Source organism: Dermacoccus abyssi (genome assembly GCF_003515945.1).
In the GTDB taxonomy this organism is placed as follows: Bacteria; Actinomycetota; Actinomycetes; order Actinomycetales; family Dermatophilaceae; genus Dermacoccus; species Dermacoccus abyssi.
The window spans coordinates 15,690-34,801 of sequence record NZ_QWLM01000001.1 but is presented as its reverse complement, the minus strand read 5'-3'; the positions used below and the strand labels follow the sequence as shown (position 1 = coordinate 34,801).

General features: G+C 67.4%; 18 protein-coding genes. All 18 read left to right on the top strand.

What is annotated here, in order from left to right:
• The first annotated feature begins 1 nt into the window (after position 1).
• The 18 genes from thrC (at position 2) to atpD (ending at position 19,096) form a co-directional block, all read left to right on the top strand.
• Complete coding sequence (gene thrC, locus D1832_RS00185; RefSeq protein WP_118912119.1) at positions 2–1,105, top strand: threonine synthase; 1,104 nt, start codon at positions 2–4, stop codon at positions 1,103–1,105.
• A 2-nt stretch (positions 1,106–1,107) separates the two neighbouring features.
• A complete protein-coding gene (thrB, locus tag D1832_RS00180; protein ID WP_118912118.1) occupies positions 1,108–2,070 on the top strand; it encodes a homoserine kinase in 963 nt (320 codons plus the stop codon).
• Positions 2,071–2,411: 341 nt separating this feature from the next.
• Positions 2,412–4,457 carry a transcription termination factor Rho gene (gene rho, locus D1832_RS00175; RefSeq protein WP_241510804.1) on the top strand — a complete coding sequence of 682 codons (2,046 nt, stop codon included), beginning with the start codon at positions 2,412–2,414 and terminating at the stop codon, positions 4,455–4,457.
• Positions 4,458–5,010: 553 nt separating this feature from the next.
• Complete coding sequence (gene rpmE / locus D1832_RS00170) at positions 5,011–5,226, top strand: 50S ribosomal protein L31 (protein WP_047310260.1); 216 nt, start codon at positions 5,011–5,013, stop codon at positions 5,224–5,226.
• Positions 5,227–5,307: 81 nt separating this feature from the next.
• Complete coding sequence (gene prfA, locus D1832_RS00165) at positions 5,308–6,390, top strand: peptide chain release factor 1 (RefSeq protein ID WP_118912116.1); 1,083 nt, start codon at positions 5,308–5,310, stop codon at positions 6,388–6,390.
• A 4-nt stretch (positions 6,391–6,394) separates the two neighbouring features.
• Entirely contained in the window at positions 6,395–7,810 is a 1,416-nt protein-coding gene (gene prmC, locus D1832_RS00160) for a peptide chain release factor N(5)-glutamine methyltransferase (RefSeq protein ID WP_118912115.1), read from the top strand.
• Entirely contained in the window at positions 7,807–8,187 is a 381-nt protein-coding gene (locus D1832_RS00155; RefSeq protein ID WP_118912114.1) for a DUF1304 domain-containing protein, read from the top strand. Before prmC ends, D1832_RS00155 begins: the two co-directional genes overlap by 4 nt.
• Positions 8,188–8,293: 106 nt before the next feature.
• Positions 8,294–9,283 (top strand): L-threonylcarbamoyladenylate synthase, encoded by a 990-nt coding sequence (locus tag D1832_RS00150; protein WP_118912317.1) that lies wholly within the window; start codon positions 8,294–8,296, stop codon positions 9,281–9,283.
• 10 nt (positions 9,284–9,293) lie between these two features.
• The gene (locus tag D1832_RS00145; protein ID WP_118912113.1) at positions 9,294–10,565 is read left to right on the top strand and encodes a serine hydroxymethyltransferase; all 1,272 of its coding nucleotides are present in this window, start codon (positions 9,294–9,296) and stop codon (positions 10,563–10,565) included.
• A gap of 15 nt (positions 10,566–10,580) precedes the next feature.
• Complete coding sequence (locus D1832_RS00140) at positions 10,581–11,681, top strand: MraY family glycosyltransferase (protein ID WP_118912112.1); 1,101 nt, start codon at positions 10,581–10,583, stop codon at positions 11,679–11,681.
• 86 nt (positions 11,682–11,767) lie between these two features.
• Positions 11,768–12,229, top strand: a complete 462-nt coding sequence (locus tag D1832_RS00135; RefSeq protein ID WP_118912111.1) for a Cg1360 family ATP-synthase-associated protein — start codon at positions 11,768–11,770, stop codon at positions 12,227–12,229.
• A 140-nt stretch (positions 12,230–12,369) separates the two neighbouring features.
• Entirely contained in the window at positions 12,370–13,179 is an 810-nt protein-coding gene (gene atpB / locus D1832_RS00130; protein WP_118912110.1) for a F0F1 ATP synthase subunit A, read from the top strand.
• Between the two features lie 72 nt (positions 13,180–13,251).
• The gene (gene atpE / locus D1832_RS00125; protein WP_118912109.1) at positions 13,252–13,461 is read left to right on the top strand and encodes an ATP synthase F0 subunit C; all 210 of its coding nucleotides are present in this window, start codon (positions 13,252–13,254) and stop codon (positions 13,459–13,461) included.
• 48 nt (positions 13,462–13,509) lie between these two features.
• Entirely contained in the window at positions 13,510–14,082 is a 573-nt protein-coding gene (locus tag D1832_RS00120) for a F0F1 ATP synthase subunit B (protein WP_118912108.1), read from the top strand.
• Positions 14,082–14,894, top strand: a complete 813-nt coding sequence (locus D1832_RS00115; protein WP_118912107.1) for a F0F1 ATP synthase subunit delta — start codon at positions 14,082–14,084, stop codon at positions 14,892–14,894. Before D1832_RS00120 ends, D1832_RS00115 begins: the two co-directional genes overlap by 1 nt.
• Before the next feature lie 80 nt (positions 14,895–14,974).
• Complete coding sequence (gene atpA / locus D1832_RS00110) at positions 14,975–16,609, top strand: F0F1 ATP synthase subunit alpha (RefSeq protein ID WP_118912316.1); 1,635 nt, start codon at positions 14,975–14,977, stop codon at positions 16,607–16,609.
• 96 nt (positions 16,610–16,705) lie between these two features.
• Positions 16,706–17,611 (top strand): F0F1 ATP synthase subunit gamma, encoded by a 906-nt coding sequence (locus D1832_RS00105; RefSeq protein WP_118912106.1) that lies wholly within the window; start codon positions 16,706–16,708, stop codon positions 17,609–17,611.
• Positions 17,612–17,635: 24 nt separating this feature from the next.
• Positions 17,636–19,096, top strand: a complete 1,461-nt coding sequence (atpD, locus tag D1832_RS00100) for a F0F1 ATP synthase subunit beta (RefSeq protein WP_047310248.1) — start codon at positions 17,636–17,638, stop codon at positions 19,094–19,096.
• Positions 19,097–19,112 lie beyond the last annotated feature (16 nt).

Genomic DNA, 19,112 nt, shown 5'->3' with positions numbered 1-19,112 from the left:
CATGGCCCACCTGTGGCGCGGCGTCATCACCGAGTACGCCGAGCGTCTGCCGATGCTCGACGGAGCCCCCGTCGTCACCCTCGGCGAGGGCGGCACGCCGCTCATCGAGGCGGAGAAGCTGAGCAAGCGCGTCGGTGCACGCGTCTTCGTCAAGTACGAGGGCCTCAACCCGACAGGCTCGTTCAAGGACCGCGGCATGACGACGGCGATGTCGATGGCCGCGAAGAACGGTGCCAAGGCCGTCATCTGCGCGTCGACGGGCAACACGTCCGCCTCCGCAGCCGCCTACGCGACGAAGGCCGGCATGACGTGTGCGGTGCTCGTGCCGGACGGCAAGATCGCCATGGGCAAGTTGAGCCAGGCCATCGCGCACGGCGCGCAGCTGCTCCAGGTCGACGGCAACTTCGACGACTGCCTCACGGTGGCGCGCAAGCTCGCCGAGAACTACCCGGTCGAGCTCGTCAACTCCGTCAACCCGGCCCGCATCGAGGGGCAGAAGACAGCAAGCTTCGAGATCGTCGACGCCCTCGGTGACGCCCCGGACATCCACGTGCTGCCGGTCGGCAACGCGGGCAACATCACCGGCTACTGGCGCGGCTACCGCGAGTACGCGGCGCCGTTCACCACCGCCCACGGGCGCGAACTGCCGGCCGTCTCCACGAAGACGCCGAAGATGTGGGGCTTCCAGGCCGAGGGTGCCTCGCCCATCGTCGCCGGGCACCCGTTCGACGAGCCCGAGACCATCGCCACCGCAATCCGTATCGGCAACCCGGCGTCGTGGAAGCAGGCCGAGGAGGCCCGCGACGACTCCGGCGGCCTCATCGACTCGGTGAGCGACGACGAGATCCTCGACGCCCACCGCTACCTCTCGAGCGAGGAGGGCATCTTCGTCGAGCCCGCCTCGGCCGCGTCGATCGCCGGCCTGCTCAAGAAGCACGCCGCCGGTCAGGTGCCCGCGGGCGCCACAATCGTCTGCACGGTCACGGGCCACGGCCTCAAGGACCCGCAGTGGGCGCTGCGCAACGCGGACGGTGACGACATCCAGCCCGAGCGCGTCGACGTCGACGCGTACTCGGTGGCGCGGGCGCTCGGCCTCGACTCCTGACGATGGCGCACCGTGTGACGAGCGCCGAACCGCTGCGTGACGGGGCCGTCGTGGCCGCCGGTGCCCGCGCTCGAGTGCGAGTGCCTGCGAGCACGGCCAACCTCGGGCCGGGCTTCGACTCCATCGGCATGGCGCTCGGCGTCTGGGACGAGGCCGAGGCGAGCGTCGAGGGCGACTCGCTCGTCGTCGAGGCCACCGGTTTCGGTGAGGGGGAGGTGCCGCTGGACGAGTCGCACCTGGCCTACCGGGCCATGGTGGCCGCCTGGCAGGCGCTCGGTCTGGACGCTCCGCAGGGCCTGAGGCTGAGCTACCGGGGTGCCATTCCGCACTCGCGCGGGATGGGCTCGTCGGCCAGTGCCGCGGTCACCGGTGTCGCGCTCGGGACGGCCCTGGCGGGCCTCGACCTCGCGGACGACACCGTGCTGCGCTTCGTCAGCGACATCGCCTCGAGCATCGAGGGCCACCCGGACAACGCATCCGCGTCCGTGTACGGCAACGTCACGGTGAGCTGGGCCGGCGATGGTGACGCAGGCGACTGGCGAAGCGCTGTCCTCGCGCCGCACCCCCACCTCGTGCCGGTACTCGTCGTGCCGCAGCGACGTCTGTCGACGGCCACCGCGCGTGCCGCGCTGCCCACCGCCGTTCCGCTCGCCGTCGCCGCTCGCAACTCGGGGCGCACGGCGCTGCTTGCGCACGCCCTCACCGCGGACCCGAGTCTCCTCATGCCGGCCACCCAGGACTACCTTCACCAGGAAGCCCGTCGCCCCGCCTACCCCGAGTCGATGGCCCTCGTCGACGCCCTGCGCGACGCCGGCATCCCTGCCGTCATCTCGGGCGCCGGGCCCACCGTGCTCGCCCTGACGAGCGGGCAGGGAGAGGAAGCCGTGCGTGCGGTGGCCAGCGACGTGGAGATCATTTCGCCCGGCACAACAAGCCGTGGGGTGCACGTGGTTTCGTCCTCGTGAGGTCGGGGGTGTACCGTCAAGGTGCACCCGGGTGAAATTCCCAGGGCGCTCGAGCCGTCACCGTTTCACGGTCGCGGTAGCGGAGGCCTCGAATGTCTTTCGACGTCCCAAGAACGCCTACCTGCCTCGCAGGTGATCCACCCGCGCTTTCGTGCATTGCCGAATCCCCCGTCCGTCCCCGGACGAGGTCGGCAGCGGGTTCGTTTCTGTTCGAACCCGGCTCCACTCACATCCCGTCCGCGTATCTGACACGCGGGCCGAACGAGGGGGAAGGATCCTTCGTGTCTGAACAAACGCCTGCCGCACCGGCGCAGTCCAGCCCGCGCGGCGCGCTGTCCGCGATGCGCCTCGACGAGCTCAAGCAGCTCGCGCAGAGCATGGGTATCGGTGGCATCTCCAAGATGCGCAAGGTCGACCTCGTCGCTGCCATTCGCGCAGCGCGCGCGGAGGCCAACGGTGTGAGCGGCAGCCGCTCGCAGGCCGGCGAGCTCACCTCGACCGCGCCGAGCGCGCGTCGTGCCGTGCGTGAGGAGCAGGCCGCCGAAGCGCCCAGCGAGAAGCCGCAGCGCGTCCAGCGTGACGGTGACTCCACGAACGCGATCGCCGCCGGCGCACCGGCAGGTGACGCGTCGGACGACGGTGACGAGCAGGGGCAGGGACGCCCGCGTACCCGTCGCGGTCGCCGCGGCGGCGAGGAGCGTCCGAAGGGCGACGGCCAGAACGACGGCGCGAACGCTCAGAACGTGTCCGGCCAGAACGACGCGTCGAACGACGGCCGTGGCCAGCGCGACGAGCGCCGTGACGGTGGCAAGCGTGACGGCAACGACTCCGGTTCGAACCGCGGATCCTCCGACCAGTCGGGTTCCGACAAGGGCAACTCCGACAAGGGCCACGACAAGAGCAGCAACGAGCGCCCGGACAAGCACGACGGCTCCGACAAGCGCGAGCGTGGCCAGGGCAACCAGAACGAGCGTCGTGACGGTGAGCGCGGCGACAAGCGGGACAACCGCGAGAACCGCGACAACAACGACCGTTCGGACAAGCGCGACGACCGTTCCGACAAGAACGAGCGTGGCGGGCGCAACGAGCGCAACAACAACGGCAACAACAACGATGACGACGAGCGCGGCGGACGCCGCCGTCGTCAGCGCGGCCGTGACCGTGACCGTTCCGGCCGCCGAGGTGGCCGTGGGCGTGACTTCGAGGACGAGGCACCCGAGATCCGCGAGGACGACGTCCTCGTGCCGGTCGCCGGCATCGTCGACGTCCTCGACAACTACGCCTTCGTGCGCACCACCGGCTACCTCTCGGGCCCGACGGACGTCTATGTCCCGATGAACCTCGTCAAGAAGAACGCACTGCGCAAGGGTGACGCCGTCACCGGCGCCGTGCGGGCCCTGCGCGAGGGTGAGCAGCTGCCGGCACGCCAGAAGTTCAACGCGCTCGTGCGCCTCGACACCGTCAACGGCATGACGGTCGACGCCGCCAAGAAGCGCGTCGAGTTCGGCAAGCTGACGCCGCTCTACCCGCAGGAGCGCCTGCGCCTCGAGACGACGCCGAACGTCCTCACGACCCGCATCATCGACCTCGTCGCCCCCATCGGTAAGGGCCAGCGCGGCCTCATCGTCGCGCCCGCCAAGGCCGGTAAGACGATGGTCATGCAGTCGATCGCGAACGCCATCACGACGAACAACCCCGAGTGCCACCTCATGGTCGTCCTCGTCGACGAGCGTCCCGAGGAAGTCACCGACATGCAGCGCGCGGTCAAGGGCGAGGTCATCGCCTCCACCTTCGACCGTCCCGCCACGGACCACACGACGGTCGCCGAGCTCGCCATCGAGCGCGCCAAGCGCCTCGTCGAGATGGGTCACGACGTCGTCGTCCTGCTCGACTCGATCACCAAGCTCGGACGCGCCTACAACCTCGCCGCCCCGGCGAGCGGTCGCATCCTCTCCGGTGGTGTCGACTCGGCCGCGCTCTACCCGCCGAAGAAGTTCTTCGGTGCCGCGCGCAACATCGAGAACGGCGGATCGCTGACGATCCTCGCCACGGCGCTCGTCGAAACCGGCTCGCGCATGGACGAGGTCATCTTCGAAGAGTTCAAGGGCACCGGCAACATGGAGCTCAAGCTCGACCGAGGCCTCGCCAACCGCCGCATCTTCCCGGCCGTCGACATCAACGCCTCCGGTACTCGACGCGAGGAGATCCTCCTGTCGGCCGAAGAGCTGAAGATCATGTGGAAGCTGCGTCGCGTGCTTGCCGCACTCGACCAGCAGCAGGGCATCGAGCTGCTCATCGACCGCCTCAAGAAGACGAAGCACAACGTCGAGTTCCTCATGCAGGTTCAGCAGACCTCCAACATCAAGCTGGACGACGACGAGGACTGATCCTGTTCAGCAGTGAGGCCGGTGCGAGCGAGCTCGCACCGGCCTCACTGCTTCCAGGGTCCTCGCCGTCGTCCAGGCGCGTCTTGCGGCCAGGCCCTGACGGGCCTGTCTCGCTGCGACACGCGGCGGGTCGGCTTCCAGCGTGGTCCGGCGGTCTGCACCGTCGCCTGCTTGGGGCTCGCAACAGGGACTCTGATCCGATGACGTGTCGCACCCTCTTCTCCGATGACGTGTCGCACTCTTTTCGTGGTACCCGCGTACACGCAAATAGGGATGGTCTCTTCCCTTCTTGTGTCTTCGGGGGCGTTTCTGGACGCAAGTAGGGAAGGTTTCTTCCCCAGTCGCGCCTACGCGCACCGAGGTGCCAGCTGCGTCCACGTCCTGCGTCTGGCTCGGTCCCGCGTCGGCAGTCGACGGCCCGGGAATAGGTTCCGGGCCTCGTCTGTTTTGGAAGGTGTCCAGCTCGTCTGGCAAACTTCATTGTTGGCTTCCGGTTCACGTCGCTCGCCCGAGCAGACGACCCGGCGGCATCCTCAACAGCTAGGAGAACCCCGTGAAGAAGAACCTTCACCCCGAATACGTCGCCACGACGGTGTCCTGCACCTGCGGCAACACGTTCGAGACCCGCAGCACCGCGACGTCCGGCAAGATCAACGTCGAAGTGTGCTCCAACTGCCACCCCTTCTACACGGGTAAGCAGAAGCTCATGGACACCGGTGGCCGAGTCGCTCGCTTCCAGGCGCGCTACGGCAAGAAGGACGCCAAGTAGTCTTCGCGCACGCCGACCCCAGCAACTCTGCTGGGGTCGGCGTTTTGCATTCCCACGTCCTTCCCACGCCCAGGAGCCCCCGTGCTTGAATCCGCAGCCACGATCGTCGCCGAGTACGACGACCTCGAGAAGCAGCTCGCCGACCCCGCGACGCACGCCGACCCGACGCTCATGCGCCGGCTCAACAAGCGGTACGCGCAGCTCGCCCCGACGGTCGCCGCGTACCACGCGTGGAAGAGCGCCACCGAGGACGTGAGCGCCGCCGAAGAGCTCGCTGCAGAAGACCCTGCCTTCGGCGAGGAACTGCCCGCACTGCGCACGCACCGCGACGAGACCGCCGACGTTCTGCGCAAGCTCCTGCTCCCGCGCGACGAGGACGACGATCGTGACGTCGTCCTCGAGGTCAAGGCCGGAGAGGGCGGCGCCGAATCGGCCCTGTTCGCCGGTGACCTCGTGCGCATGTACCTGCGCTTCGCCGAGCGCAGCGGTTGGAAGGCGGAGATCTCCGACGCCACCGACGCCGACCTCGGCGGCTACAAGGACGTCCGCCTCACGGTGCGCGCCAAGGGCACCCCCGAGCCGGGGCAGGCGCCGTGGGCGCGTCTCAAGTACGAAGGCGGAGTGCACCGCGTCCAGCGTGTCCCCGTCACCGAGAGCCAGGGCCGCATCCACACGAGCGCCGCCGGCGTGCTCGTCATGCCCGACATCGAGGAGGAGGACGAGGTCGAGTTCGGCCCGAACGACCTCAAGATCGACGTCTACCGCAGCTCCGGACCGGGCGGCCAGAGCGTCAACACGACCGACTCGGCCGTGCGTATCACCCACCTGCCGAGCGGCGTCGTCGTCTCCTGCCAGAACGAGAAGTCGCAGCTGCAGAACAAGGAGTCGGCGCTTCGCGTGCTCAAGGCCCGCCTGCGTCAGATCGAACTCGAGCGGCGCGAGGCCGAGGCCAGTGCGGCCCGCAAGTCGCAGGTGCGCACCGTGGACCGCAGTGAGCGCATCCGCACCTACAACTTCCCCGAGAACCGCATCGCCGATCACCGCACCGGCTACAAGTCGTACAACCTCGACACCGTGCTCGACGGTGACCTGGACGCCGTGGTCCAGTCCGCCGTTGACGCCGACGAGGTCGCACGGCTGGCTGCCGTCGGCCAGGAGGACTGAACCGGTGGCAGCATCGCTGCGCGACGTAATCCGGAACGCACGTCAGCGCCTGTCCGACGCCGGCGTCGAATCCGCTGCCCACGACGCCGCTGCCCTCATGGCGCACGCTCTCGGTGTGCCCCTGGGGGAGGTGCGACGCCTCGAGATCCTCGGGCGTGACCTCGACGACGCCGACGCTGAGCGCTTCGCCGGCCTCGTGGACGAGCGTGCGGCCCGAGTACCCCTGCAGCACCTCACCGGCAAGGCGCCGTTCCGCCACCTCGAGCTGAGTGTCGGGCCGGGCGTGTTCGTGCCCCGCCCGGAGACGGAGATGCTCGTCGACGAGACGATCCGCTTGGCCCCGCACGGCGGTCGCGTTGTCGACCTCTGCACGGGCTCAGGTGCCATCGCGCTGGCCGTCAAGCACGAGCGCCCCGATCTCGGTGTCTGCGCAGTCGAGCTCGACGAGGCCGCAGCGGCCTGGACAGCCCACAACATCGCCGCGACGAGCCTCGACGTCCACTTGAGCGTTGAGGATGCGCGCGAGGCTCTAGCCGGGCTTGAGGGCAGCTTCGACGTCGTCGTGAGCAACCCGCCCTACATCCCTGTCGGCATGGTGCCGGTCGACCCGGAAGTGGCCGATCACGATCCCTCGATCGCGCTGTACGGCGGCAGCGACGACGGCTTGAGGTTCCCGGTGCAGATCGCCGAGCGTGCGGCCGCACTGCTCAAGCCGGGTGGGCACCTCGTCATGGAGCACGCCGACGTCCAGGGCGAGACGCTGCCCGCAGCTCTCCTCGCGAGCCGTGGGTTCGATCAGGCCCGCGACGTGCGCGACGCAGCCGACAAGCCGCGCATGACGATCGCCCGCCGCGAGGGTGGGGGTGCGTTCGAAGCGGTCGCGCCCCACGAGCGTCCCTCGCGAACTCGTGAGGCGGTGCGCCTCATCGTTCTCGACGAGAGCGACGCCGTTCTGCTCTACGTCGACTCCGACCAGGGCCTCGACCCGGTCTTCACCTGGTGGGCCACCCCGGGCGGCGGCGTCGATCCGGGGGAGGGTGCCCGAACTGCTGCGGTGCGGGAGCTGTGGGAAGAAACGGGTTTACGCATCGACGAGGCCGACGTCGTGGGCCCTGTCGCCTCGCGGACCGTTTCCCACGGATTCTCCGACCAGATCACCTACCAACACGAGACCTTCTTCGTCGTCCGATGCCCTCGCTTCGACGTCGAGCCCGCAGCTCTCACCCCGGAAGAGCAGATGACGATGCAGGAGTGGCGGTGGTGGTCGCTCGACGATCTCGACGCCGCGTCTCACCCCGTCTGGCCGGCGGACCTCGTCCGGCTGGCCCGCGATGTCATCGCGGGCCGGTCCACCCATCTCCCCGACGTCGAGGAATCCTCCGTTCCGCTCGACGCCCATCACACCCAGGAGCGTTCATGAGCCAGATCCTCGTCGCGGTGCCCGCCGCGCTGGCCGCTTGCGTCCACGTCTACATCTTCGTGCTCGAGTCGCTGCGCATCACCGACCCCGCGACGATGAAGGTCTTCGGCATCGCGAGCCGCGAAGAGGCCGAGATCATGCGCCCCTGGGCATACAACCAGGGTTGGTACAACCTCCTCCTCGCGCTCCAGGTCGGCGTCGGAGTCGTCTGCCTGTGGGCAGCACCGACCGTCGGTTCGACCCTCGTCGTCGCCGGGTGCGCCTTCATGGTGGCGGCGGCGCTCGTTCTCGTGACGAGCGATCGCGCCAAGCTGCGGGCCGCGACGGTCCAGGGAGCCCTGCCGCTGCTCGCTCTGCTCGCGTGGGCTCTCACGTGATGACGCGGCGGGCTCCGTCGCGGCGTGGCACGGGTTCGACGTGCGAGCGCCGGTGGGGGAGACTTGCGGAAGCAACAAGGGCGGATTCGACCTGGAGGAGTGTGGCGTGAGCCCGGTTTTTGACGTCTCGACCAGCGGGGATCGCGCTGCGGCGATCGAGGCCGCCACGGTGGCGATCGGCGAGGGCAAGCTCGTCGTCCTGCCCACCGACACCGTCTACGGAGTTGGCGCCGACCCGTTCAACCCCGACGGTGTCGCAGGCCTGCTGGCCGCCAAGGGACGTGGCCGTGAGAAGCCGCCCGCCGTTCTCGTGCCCAGTGCCGAGACCGTCGACGGTCTCGCGATGAACGCGCCCTCCTACGCGCGACGCCTCATGGAGCGCTTCTGGCCCGGTGGCCTGACGCTCATCTTCCGCGCCCAGTCTTCGCTCATGTGGGATCTCGGTGACACGAACGGCACTGTCGGCCTGCGCGTGCCGGACGACGAGATCGCTCTTGAGCTGCTGCGCTCGAGTGGGCCGATGGCGGTCAGCTCCGCGAACCGCACCGGTGAGGAGACCGCCCGCACCGTCACGGAGGCGGGTTTCGCCTTCGGTCCCAGCGTGGAGGTCTACCTCGACGGCGGTGAGCGTTCAGGTGCCCTCGCGAGCACGATCATCGACTGCACGAAGGCCGACCCGGTGCTTCTGCGCCGCGGTGGCATCACGCCCGAGCAGCTGCGTGAGGTGCTCGGCCCGATCGATCTGCTCGACTCCACCGGCGCTCCGGTCTCCGAGACGCCCCGGGCCGGCGAGGAAGCCGCCGCCGAGGCCGACGCCTCGACGAGCGACGAGAGCGACGCTACCCACGCCGCACAAAGTCCCACCCACTCCCGCGACGAGAGTGCTGCCGACGAGAGCGCGGCGGCCCCCGCCACGCGGGTCGAGCGGCGCACGCGTGCCGTCCCGGTGACGCTCGGCGCGGGCGCTGACGTCGACCGCTCGAGCGACGCCACCCAGGCCATGCCTGCGGGCGGCGTGGGCGCCGAGCCGCCCTTCGAGCGTGAGCCCGTGCGAAGTGCCGAACTGCCCGGTCGTCCCGGGCGTCCCACCGACTAAGGTTGAACCCATGACGACGTTCTACGGCTCCGACTATGCCGCCCTCGAGTTCTTTGATCCCGACATCGCCGGTGTGCTGATTTCCGAACTCGATCGTTTGCGCGGCGGTCTGCAGCTCATCGCGAGCGAGAACATGTCGAGCCCGGCCGTCCTCACGGCGCTCGGTTCGACGCTGTCGAACAAGTACGCCGAGGGCTACCCGGGCCGCCGCTACTACGGCGGTTGCTCGGAGGTCGACAAGGCCGAGGAGATCGCCATCGAGCGCGCCAAGGCGCTGTTCGGCGCAGATCACGCGAACGTCCAGCCGCACTCGGGTGCCTCCGCGAACCAGGCTGTCTACGGCGCCTTCATGCAGCCGGGCGAGACCATCCTCGCCATGAGCCTGCCCATGGGCGGGCACCTCACGCACGGCGCCAAGGTTTCGTTCTCGAGTAAGTGGTTCAACGCGGTCGGCTACGGCGTCGACAAGAAGACCGAGGACATCGACTACGACGAGGTCGAGCGCCTCGCCAAGGAGCACAAGCCGAAGGTCATCCTCGCCGGCGGCTCCGCCATCCCGCGTCTCATCGACTTCGAGCGCTTCCGCGCCATCGCCGACGAGGTCGGCGCCATCTTCTGGGTCGATGCAGCGCATTTCATCGGTCTCGTGGCAGGCAAGGCGATCCCGTCGCCTGTGCCCTACGCCGACGTCGTCTCCTTCACCACGCACAAGGTGCTGCGCGGCCCGCGCTCGGGCGCCATCGTCTGCAAGGAAGAGCACGCCAAGGCCATCGACAAGGCCGTCTTCCCGATGATGCAGGGTGGCCCGCAGATGCACACGATCGCTGCGAAGGCGGTCAACTTCAAGGAGTGTGCGACGCCGGAGTACCAGAAGTACGCGAAGGACGTCATCGCCAACTCCCAGCGTCTCGCCGAAGGCCTTGCAGCCAAGGGCATCCGTCCGACCACGGGTGGCACGGACACGCACCTGTCGCTGCTCGACCTGCAGGGCGTCGGTGTCACCGGCGCTGACGCCGAACTGCGCTGCGACGCCGCAGGCATCACGCTCAACAAGAACGCCATCCCGTTCGACCCGCAGAAGCCGAACGTGGCCTCGGGTATCCGTGTCGGCACGCCGTCGGTGACGACGCAGGGTATGGGTCTCGAGGAGATGGACGTCATCGCCGACGTCATTCACCGTGCCGTCACCGAAACCGACGGCTCGGCCGACAACACCGTCACCAAGGAGATCCGCGAGCAGGTCACCGACCTCGTCACGCGTTTCCCCGCCTACCCCCGCTGAGGTCGGCACCGGCCCGTGCGTGAGTACTTCCTCATCAGCGTCGTCGCGGCGGTCTTCACGTTCGTCGCGACGCCGCTCGCACGATGGGCGGCCATCCGTTTCGGCGCGGTGACCCAGGTGCGGGCCAGGGACGTGCATGCCGTCCCGATCCCGCGCCTGGGCGGCACGGCTCTGTTCATCGGTTTCGCCGCCGCGACGCTCGTCTCGTCGCAACTGCCGTACCTGTCCCAGATCTTCGGCACGCGTGAAGCCGTCGGCACACTCATCGCGGCCGGCATGATGTGTGCCCTCGGCGCGTGGGACGACTTCGCCGAGCTCAACTGGGCCATCAAGTTCGGCGGGCAGGCGCTCGCGGCCTGCGTCCTCGTCGTCTCCGGTGTCCAGTTCCTCATGCTGCCGCTGGGGGAGCAGACCGTCCTACCGACGCCGTTCCTCGTCGTCCTGTCGGTCTTCGTCATCCTCGTCATCGTCAACGCGGTGAACTGGGTGGACGGCCTCGACGGTCTGGCGGCCGGCATGGTCGCCATCGCCTCGGCGTCCTTCTTCTTCTACGCCTACCAGCAGGCCTCGGCGTCAGGGGATCGGGTCTTCTCGACCTCGGCCTTCATCTCCGCCGCAACGGTGGGCGCCTGCGTCGGCTTCCTGCCGCACAACTTCCACCCGGCGCGCCTGTTCATGGGGGACGCGGGGTCGTTGTTGCTCGGCACTCTTATGGCGTCGGCCACGATCTCGTTCGCGGGAAACCTCGACCCGGCTGTCGTCTCGAGTGCGGGTGACGCGTCGGTCGCCTTCATGCTTCCCCTGCTCGTGCCGCTGGCCATTCTGGCGGTGCCGCTGTGGGACTTCGCGGCCTCGATCGTCAGACGCATCCGATCCGGGCAGAAGCCGTGGGAGGCGGACGGCCGTCACCTGCACCACCGGATGCTGCAGATCGGTCACACCCACCGCGCGGCCGTGCTCATCCTCTACCTGTGGTCCATCGGCATCGCGCTCGGTCTGGTCTCGATGGCGTACTGGCCCGTGGAGCGCTCGCTGGCGGCTCTCATCGGGCTCACCGTGCTCGCCTTCGCGCTCACGTGGGGCCTGCCCCGTTGGCGACGCCGAAGGGCCTTGTGATAGTTTTCACAAGCGCCCGGACGCCCCGAAATCCGGCCCTCCGCCCGACGTCAACCCGCACGCCAGAGCAGATTGAGAGCCCTCCCATGGACTCCCACGACACCGCACCGCGCGGGGTGACCTCCGTGTCGCCCTTCGACGCCATGTTGCGCTCGTCGTTCCTGCCCAGCGCTCTCGTCGGGCTCGTGTGTGCCGCGGTCTTCTTCGTCCTCGGTGGTGTCGCCGGGGGCCTTTCCGCCCTCTTCGGCGCGGCGCTGGCCCTGGGCTTCTTCGCGAGCGGTCTGCTCGTCCTTCGCACGTTGCGCAACCTCAACCCCATGGCCATCATGGCTGCGGCCATGGCCGTCTTCTTCGGCCAGATCATCGTGCTCGGCCTGGTTCTCGTGGCTGCGCGCCGAATCGACTCGCTCGACGGGCCGGCAACCGGTATCACGGTGGCCGTCGTGGTCGTGGCGTGGCAGATCTTCCAGGTGCGCAGCTTCATGCGAACGCGCCAATTCGTCTACGACCCGGAGGCTGGCGACGCAGGGGCAGGTGGGCGAACGTGAACCGCGCCACTGCGTCGGGTAGAATGCGTTCTGTCTCCGGCGTGCACGACCGGTCGGGCCCCCCGCCGAGGGCGGCAGGGCCGATCCGATTGCAACAGACACTGTGACTTTTCTTGCTGGATGCTGACTGAGGAGAATTTGTGAGCTTCATCGCGGGCGCGGCCCTCGTTGCCGAAGGGGAGTCCTTCGAGTCTCCGACCACGAGCGATTTCTGGTGGCCCCTCATCGGCGGCGACAGCAACTGGGCGATCACGCGCCCGGCGGTCGTTTTCCTCATCTCGGCCCTACTCATCGGCTGGTTCTTCGTCTCGGTCACGGGCAAGAAGCTCTCCGTCGTGCCGAGCAAGCGTCAGTTCATGGCCGAGGGTGCCTATGACTTCGTGCGCAACACGATTGGCCGAGACATCATCGGCTCCAAGGACTTCATGCGGTTCGTTCCGCTGCTGCTCACGTGCTTCACGCTGATCCTGTTCAACAACCTGGCGGGCATCATCCCGTTCATCCAGTATCCCAGCACGGGTCGCATCGCCTTCCCGATCGTTCTCACGATCATCGTCTTCATCACCTACCACGTGGTTGCGGTGAAGACGAAGGGTGGCTTCGGCAAGTACATGGGTTCGCTCATCCCCCCGGGTCTGCCCGGCTGGCTCAAGCCGATCATGTTCGTGCTCGAGTTCCTCACATACTTCGTCATCCGCCCGCTGACGCTCGCACTGCGACTCTTCGGAAACATGATGGCCGGGCACCTCATGCTGCTCGTGTTCATCGTCGGTGGCGAGTACCTGCTCCTGCACGGTGGCAACATCGGGCTGCAGGGCGCGGGAATCCTGTCCTTCGCCTCGGCCATCCTGATGACCTTCTTCGAACTCCTCATCGAGTTCCTGCAGGCCTTCATCTTCACCATGCTTGCCGCTCTGTACATCGCGGACGCGGCGTCCGAACACCACTGATTCGGACACTCTGACCCTCTGAACTCAGCGACACCGGGAAAAGGTCCCGGTGCCACTCGAAAGGAAAAGCACATGACCGGCGACATCGCATTCCTCGGCTACGGACTCGCTGCTATCGGCCCCGGCATCGGCATCGGCCTGATCTTCGCCGCCTACATCCAGGGTGTGGCTCGCCAGCCCGAGGCTCGCAACATGCTCCAGACCATCGCCTTCACCGGCATGGCCCTCACCGAGGCCCTTGCCATCCTGGGTCTGGTCTTCGCGTTCGTCTTCCAGGGCTGATCCAGCTCTTCGAACCTGATCAGTCCCCTCAACAGATAGGAAGCCAAGGTGTTCCTCGCATCTGAAGGCGCCGGTTGGCCGGAGGCACTTCCCCTCCTGCCGCACCCGGCCGAGATGATCATCGGGCTCATCGCCTTCGCGATCCTCTACTGGCTGTTCAAGACGAAGGTCGTTCCCAACATGGAGCGCATGTACGCGGAGCGTACGGCGGCCATCGAGGGCGGCATCGCCAAGGCGGAGGAGGCCCAGAAGGAGGCCGACGCCGCGAAGCAGCAGTACGAGTCGCAGCTCGCCGACGCGCGCGCTGAGGCCGCGAAGATCCGCGAGGACGCCCGTGCCCAGGGCGCGGCCATCATCGCGGAAAGCCGCGAGCAGGCCACGGCCGAGGCAACGCGTATCACCGAGAACGCGACGAAGCAGATCGCGGCCGAGCGTCAGCAGGCCACGGTTCAGCTCCGCAGCGAGGTGGGCGGTCTGTCCACCGAGCTCGCGAGCCGCATCGTCGGTGAGTCCCTGCACGACGAAGCGCGTCAGAAGGGCATCATCGACCGCTTCCTCGCCGAGCTCGAGTCCGGCAACATCCGTCCGGAAGCCTCCGGCAGTTCGCGAGTGGATGCCTGATGCAGGGCTCTTCGCGTACGGCTCTCACCTCGACCCGTCGGGTGCTCAACGGCACGCTGTCGGGCCTGAGTGACCCGAAGGCCACGGCGCGTGACCTGTTCGCGGTCATCGACGTCATGGACACGAATGCCACGCTCCGTCGTGCGTTCGCCGACTCGTCGCGTGACGCCGACGCCAAGCGCGGGCTCGCCCAGCGCCTGTTCGGCGGCAAGATCGGCAACGAGGCCAGCGAGGTGCTCACCGCTGCGGTGGGTGAGCGTTGGTCCTCGGAGCGTGATCTGTCCGACGCACTCGAGCAGTTGGCTGTCGAAGCCCTCACCGCCTCGGCGGAGAAGGCCGAACGCGCCGACTCGTTCGAGAACGAGATGTTCCGCTTCGAGCGCACGGTTGCCTCCGATGCCGGTCTGCGCGACGCGCTGGCCGACCGCGGTCGTAGCGGCGCGGACAAGCGAGGCCTCGTCTCCCGTCTGCTCGAGGGCAAGGTGAGTGAGGAGACTCTCTTCCTGGCCGGTCGCGCAGCGGGCAACCCCCGCGGACGACGCTTCGACCGGACGATGGAGGAATTCCTCGCCGGTATCGCAAGCCGCCGTGGTCAGTCGCAGGCACTCGTCACGAGCGCCGTCGAACTGACGGGCGAGCAGTCGGAGCGACTGCGCGCCGCGTTGTCCACGATGTACGGCAAGCCCGTGCAGACGAACGTCGTCATCGACCCCGAGGTCGTCGGCGGCATCAAGGTTCAGGTGGGTGACGACGTCATCGACGGCACGATCTCGCGCCGTCTCGACGAGGCACGCGCCCACCTGTCCGGCTGACACGACGCCATCCCGGGCCGCTACCGCGGCCCAGCTAAAACAGCTCGGCGCCCGAAGCGGGCCCATGACAAGGAGTGATGATGACGGAGCTTTCGATCCGTCCGGAGGAGATCCGGGAAGCGCTGAACGCTTACGTTCAGTCCTACGAGCCCGGCGCGGCCTCCCGCGAAGAGGTCGGCCGCGTTGCCGATGCCGCTGACGGCATCGCGCACGTCGAGGGTCTGCCCTCGGCCATGACCAACGAACTGCTGCAGTTCGAAGACGGCACGCTCGGTATCGCGCTGAACCTCGACGTTCACGAGATCGGTGTCGTCGTCCTCGGCGAGTTCGCCGGCATCGAAGAGGGCCAGCCCGTCAAGCGCACGGGCGAGGTGCTCTCGGTTCCGGTCGGCGACGGCTTCATGGGCCGCGTCGTCAACCCGCTCGGTCAGCCGATCGACGGTCTCGGTGACATCGAGGCCGAGGGCCGCCGCGCCCTCGAGCTCCAGGCGCCCACCGTCGTTCAGCGTAAGTCGGTCCACGAGCCGCTCATGACCGGTATCAAGGCCATCGATTCGATGACGCCGATCGGTCGCGGTCAGCGTCAGCTGATCATCGGTGACCGCAAGACGGGCAAGACGACGATCGCCACCGACACGATCATCAACCAGAAGCAGAACTGGGAGACGGGCGACCCGGACAAGCAGGTTCGCTGCATCTACGTCGCCATCGGTCAGAAGAACTCGACCGTCGCCGAGGTTCGCGCCACGCTCGAAGAGGCCGGCGCCCTGGAGTACACGACGATCGTCAACGCTCCGGCGGGTGACGCGGCGGGCTTCAAGTACCTGGCTCCGTTCACGGGTTCGGCCATCGGCCAGCACTGGATGTACCAGGGCAAGCACGTCCTCATCGTCTTCGACGACCTCAGCAAGCAGGCCGAGGCCTACCGCGCCATGTCGCTGCTGCTGCGCCGCCCGCCGGGCCGTGAGGCCTACCCGGGTGACGTCTTCTACCTGCACTCGCGTCTGCTCGAGCGTTGCGCGAAGCTCTCCGACGACCTGGGCCACGGCTCCATGACGGGTCTTCCGATCATCGAGACGAAGGCCGGTGACGTCTCGGCGTACATCCCGACCAACGTCATCTCGATCACCGACGGTCAGATCTTCCTCCAGTCCGACCTGTTCAACTCGAACCAGCGCCCGGCCGTCGACGTGGGTATCTCCGTGTCGCGAGTCGGTGGTGCCGCCATGACGAAGGCCATGAAGGCCGTCACCGGTTCGATCAAGGTCGACCTCGCTCAGTTCCGCGAGATGCAGGCGTTCGCCATGTTCGCCTCCGACCTCGACGCCGCTTCGCGTCGTCAGCTCGCTCGCGGTGAGCGCCTCATGGAGATGTTCAAGCAGCCGCAGAACAACCCGTTCCCGGTCGAGAACCAGGTCGCGTCGCTGTGGGCCGGTACCACCGGTCAGTTCGACGACGTCAAGACCGAGGACGTGCAGCGCTTCGAGGCCGAGTGGATCGAGTACATGAACCGTGAGAACGGTGACTTCATGCGCGCGATCCGCGAGAGCGGCAAGCTGGCCGACGACGGCAAGGACGTCTTCGCCAAGAACATGGAAGCGTTCAAGAAGCAGTTCCAGGCTTCGTCCGACCGCAGTGGTGAGGGTTCCGAGCAGTTCGACGAGATCGACGAGGACCACATCAACCAGGAGAAGATCACCAAGCGCAAGCAGTGATCCTCCTCGTACCGGCCCCGTCGGGGTCTCCCACGGGGCCGGTACGAAGGTCATCCCCACCACCACGTCAGAACCAGTACAGAGAGGCGGAAAGCTATGGGAGCGCAGCAGCGGGTCTACCGCCAGCGCATCCGGTCCGTCCAGGCGACCAAGAAGATCACGCGCGCGATGGAGCTCATCGCTGCCTCGCGCGTGGTCAAGGCTCGTGAGGCCGTCGCGAAGTCGACGCCCTACGCGGTCGCCCTGACGCGAGCGGTCTCCTCGGTCGCGTCGTCCACGTCGGACATCGACCACGCACTGACCACCGAACGCGAGCACGTCAAGCGCGCGGGTGTCCTCATCGTCACTGCCGACCGCGGCCTCGCCGGCTCGTACTCGGTCAACGCGATGAAGGAAGCCCAGGAGCTCATCACGCGCCTGGAGAACGACGGCAAGGAGGTCGTTCCCTACATCGTCGGACGTAAGGGCGTGGGCTACTACAAGTTCCGTCGCCGTCCGTACGAGGCCGAGTGGACGGGCTTCACCGACAGCCCCAAGTTCGAGAACGCCGAAGAGATCGGTGATCGCCTCACCGAGGACTTCATCAAGGGTTCGGACGAGGGCGGTGTCGACGAGCTTCACGTCGTATACACCCAGTTCAAGAGCATGGTGACGCAGCAGTCCCGCGTCATCCGCCTCCTGCCCCTGGGCGTGGAGGAGCGCGAGGCCGAAGCGGACGACGCCGAGGGCCTCATGCCGCTGTACGAGTTCGAGCCGAACCCCGAGGGCGTGCTCGACGCGCTGCTCCCGCGGTACGTCAACGCTCGTATCTTCAACGCGCTGCTGCAGTCGGCTGCTTCCGAGCTCGCTGCACGTCAGCGCGCCATGAAGTCCGCGACGGACAACGCCACGGAACTCGTCAAGACTTACACCCGACTGGCCAACCAGGCCCGTCAGGCCGAGATCACGCAAGAGATCAGCGAAATCGTGGGTGGCGCCAGCGCCCTCGCGGACGCCAGTTGAGCGCCTCAACGCAAAGGAATCACCATGACTGCCACCATTAACGAAAGCCAGTCGGCGGCTCCCGCCGCGGCCGGCGTTGGCCGCGTCTCGCGCGTCATCGGCCCGGTCGTCGACGTCGAGTTCTCCGCCGACACCATGCCGGAGGTCTACAACCTCCTCAAGCTCGACGTCACGCTGAACGGCGAGACGAAGAACATCAACCTCGAGGTCGCCCAGCACATCGGTGACTCGATGGTGCGAGCCATCTCGCTGCAGCCGACGGACGGCATCGTCCGTGGCTCCGAGGTGCGCGACACCGGTGCCCCCATCTCGGTGCCCGTCGGCGACGTGACGCTCGGCAAGGTCTTCAATGCCACGGGTGACTGCCTCAACCTCGAAGAGGGCGAGACGCTCGAGGTCAACGAGCGCTGGGGCATCCACCGCACCGCTCCGGCCTTCGACCAGCTCGAGTCGAAGACGCAGATGTTCGAGACCGGCATCAAGGTCATCGACCTTCTCACCCCGTACGTGCAGGGTGGAAAGATCGGTCTGTTCGGTGGTGCCGGTGTCGGTAAGACCGTTCTGATCCAGGAGATGATCGCTCGAGTCGCTCGCGACCACGGCGGTGTGTCCGTGTTCGCCGGTGTCGGTGAGCGTACCCGTGAGGGTAACGACCTCATGGTCGAGATGGAGGAGGCCGGCGTTCTCGGTCAGACCTCGCTGGTCTTCGGCCAGATGGACGAGCCGCCGGGCACGCGTCTTCGCGTCGCTCTGTCGGCCCTGACGATGGCGGAGTACTTCCGTGACGTCCAGAAGCAGGACGTGCTTCTGTTCATCGACAACATCTTCCGCTTCACGCAGGCCGGTTCCGAGGTCTCCACGCTGCTCGGCCGTATGCCGTCCGCCGTGGGTTACCAGCCGACGCTGGCCGACGAGATGGGTGTTCTCCAGGAGCGCATCACCTCGACGCGTGGTCACTCGATCACGTCGATGCAGGCCATCTACGTGCCGGCTGACGACTACACCGACCCGGCTCCGGCAACGACGTTCGCCCACCTCGACGCCACCACCGAGCTCTCGCGTGACATCGCGTCGATGGGTATCTACCCGGCCGTGGACCCGCTGACGTCGACGTCGCGAATCCTCGACCCGCGTTACATCTCGCGTGAGCACTACGACACCGCGGTGCGCATCAAGGGAATCCTGCAGCGCAACAAGGAGCTCCAGGACATCATCGCGATCCTCGGTATCGACGAGCTTTCGGAAGAGGACAAGATCCTCGTCAACCGCGCTCGCCGCATCCAGCGCTTCCTGTCGCAGAACACCTACGTTGCCAAGCAGTTCACGGGCATCGAGGGCTCGACGGTTCCGCTGAGCGATTCGATCGAGGCGTTCACGAAGATCGCCGACGGCGACTACGACCACGTGCCGGAGCAGGCCTTCTTCATGTGCGGTGGCCTCGACGACGTCGAGCGTCAGGCCGCGGAGATCGCCAAGCAGGACTGATCTCGGTGAGCCGGAC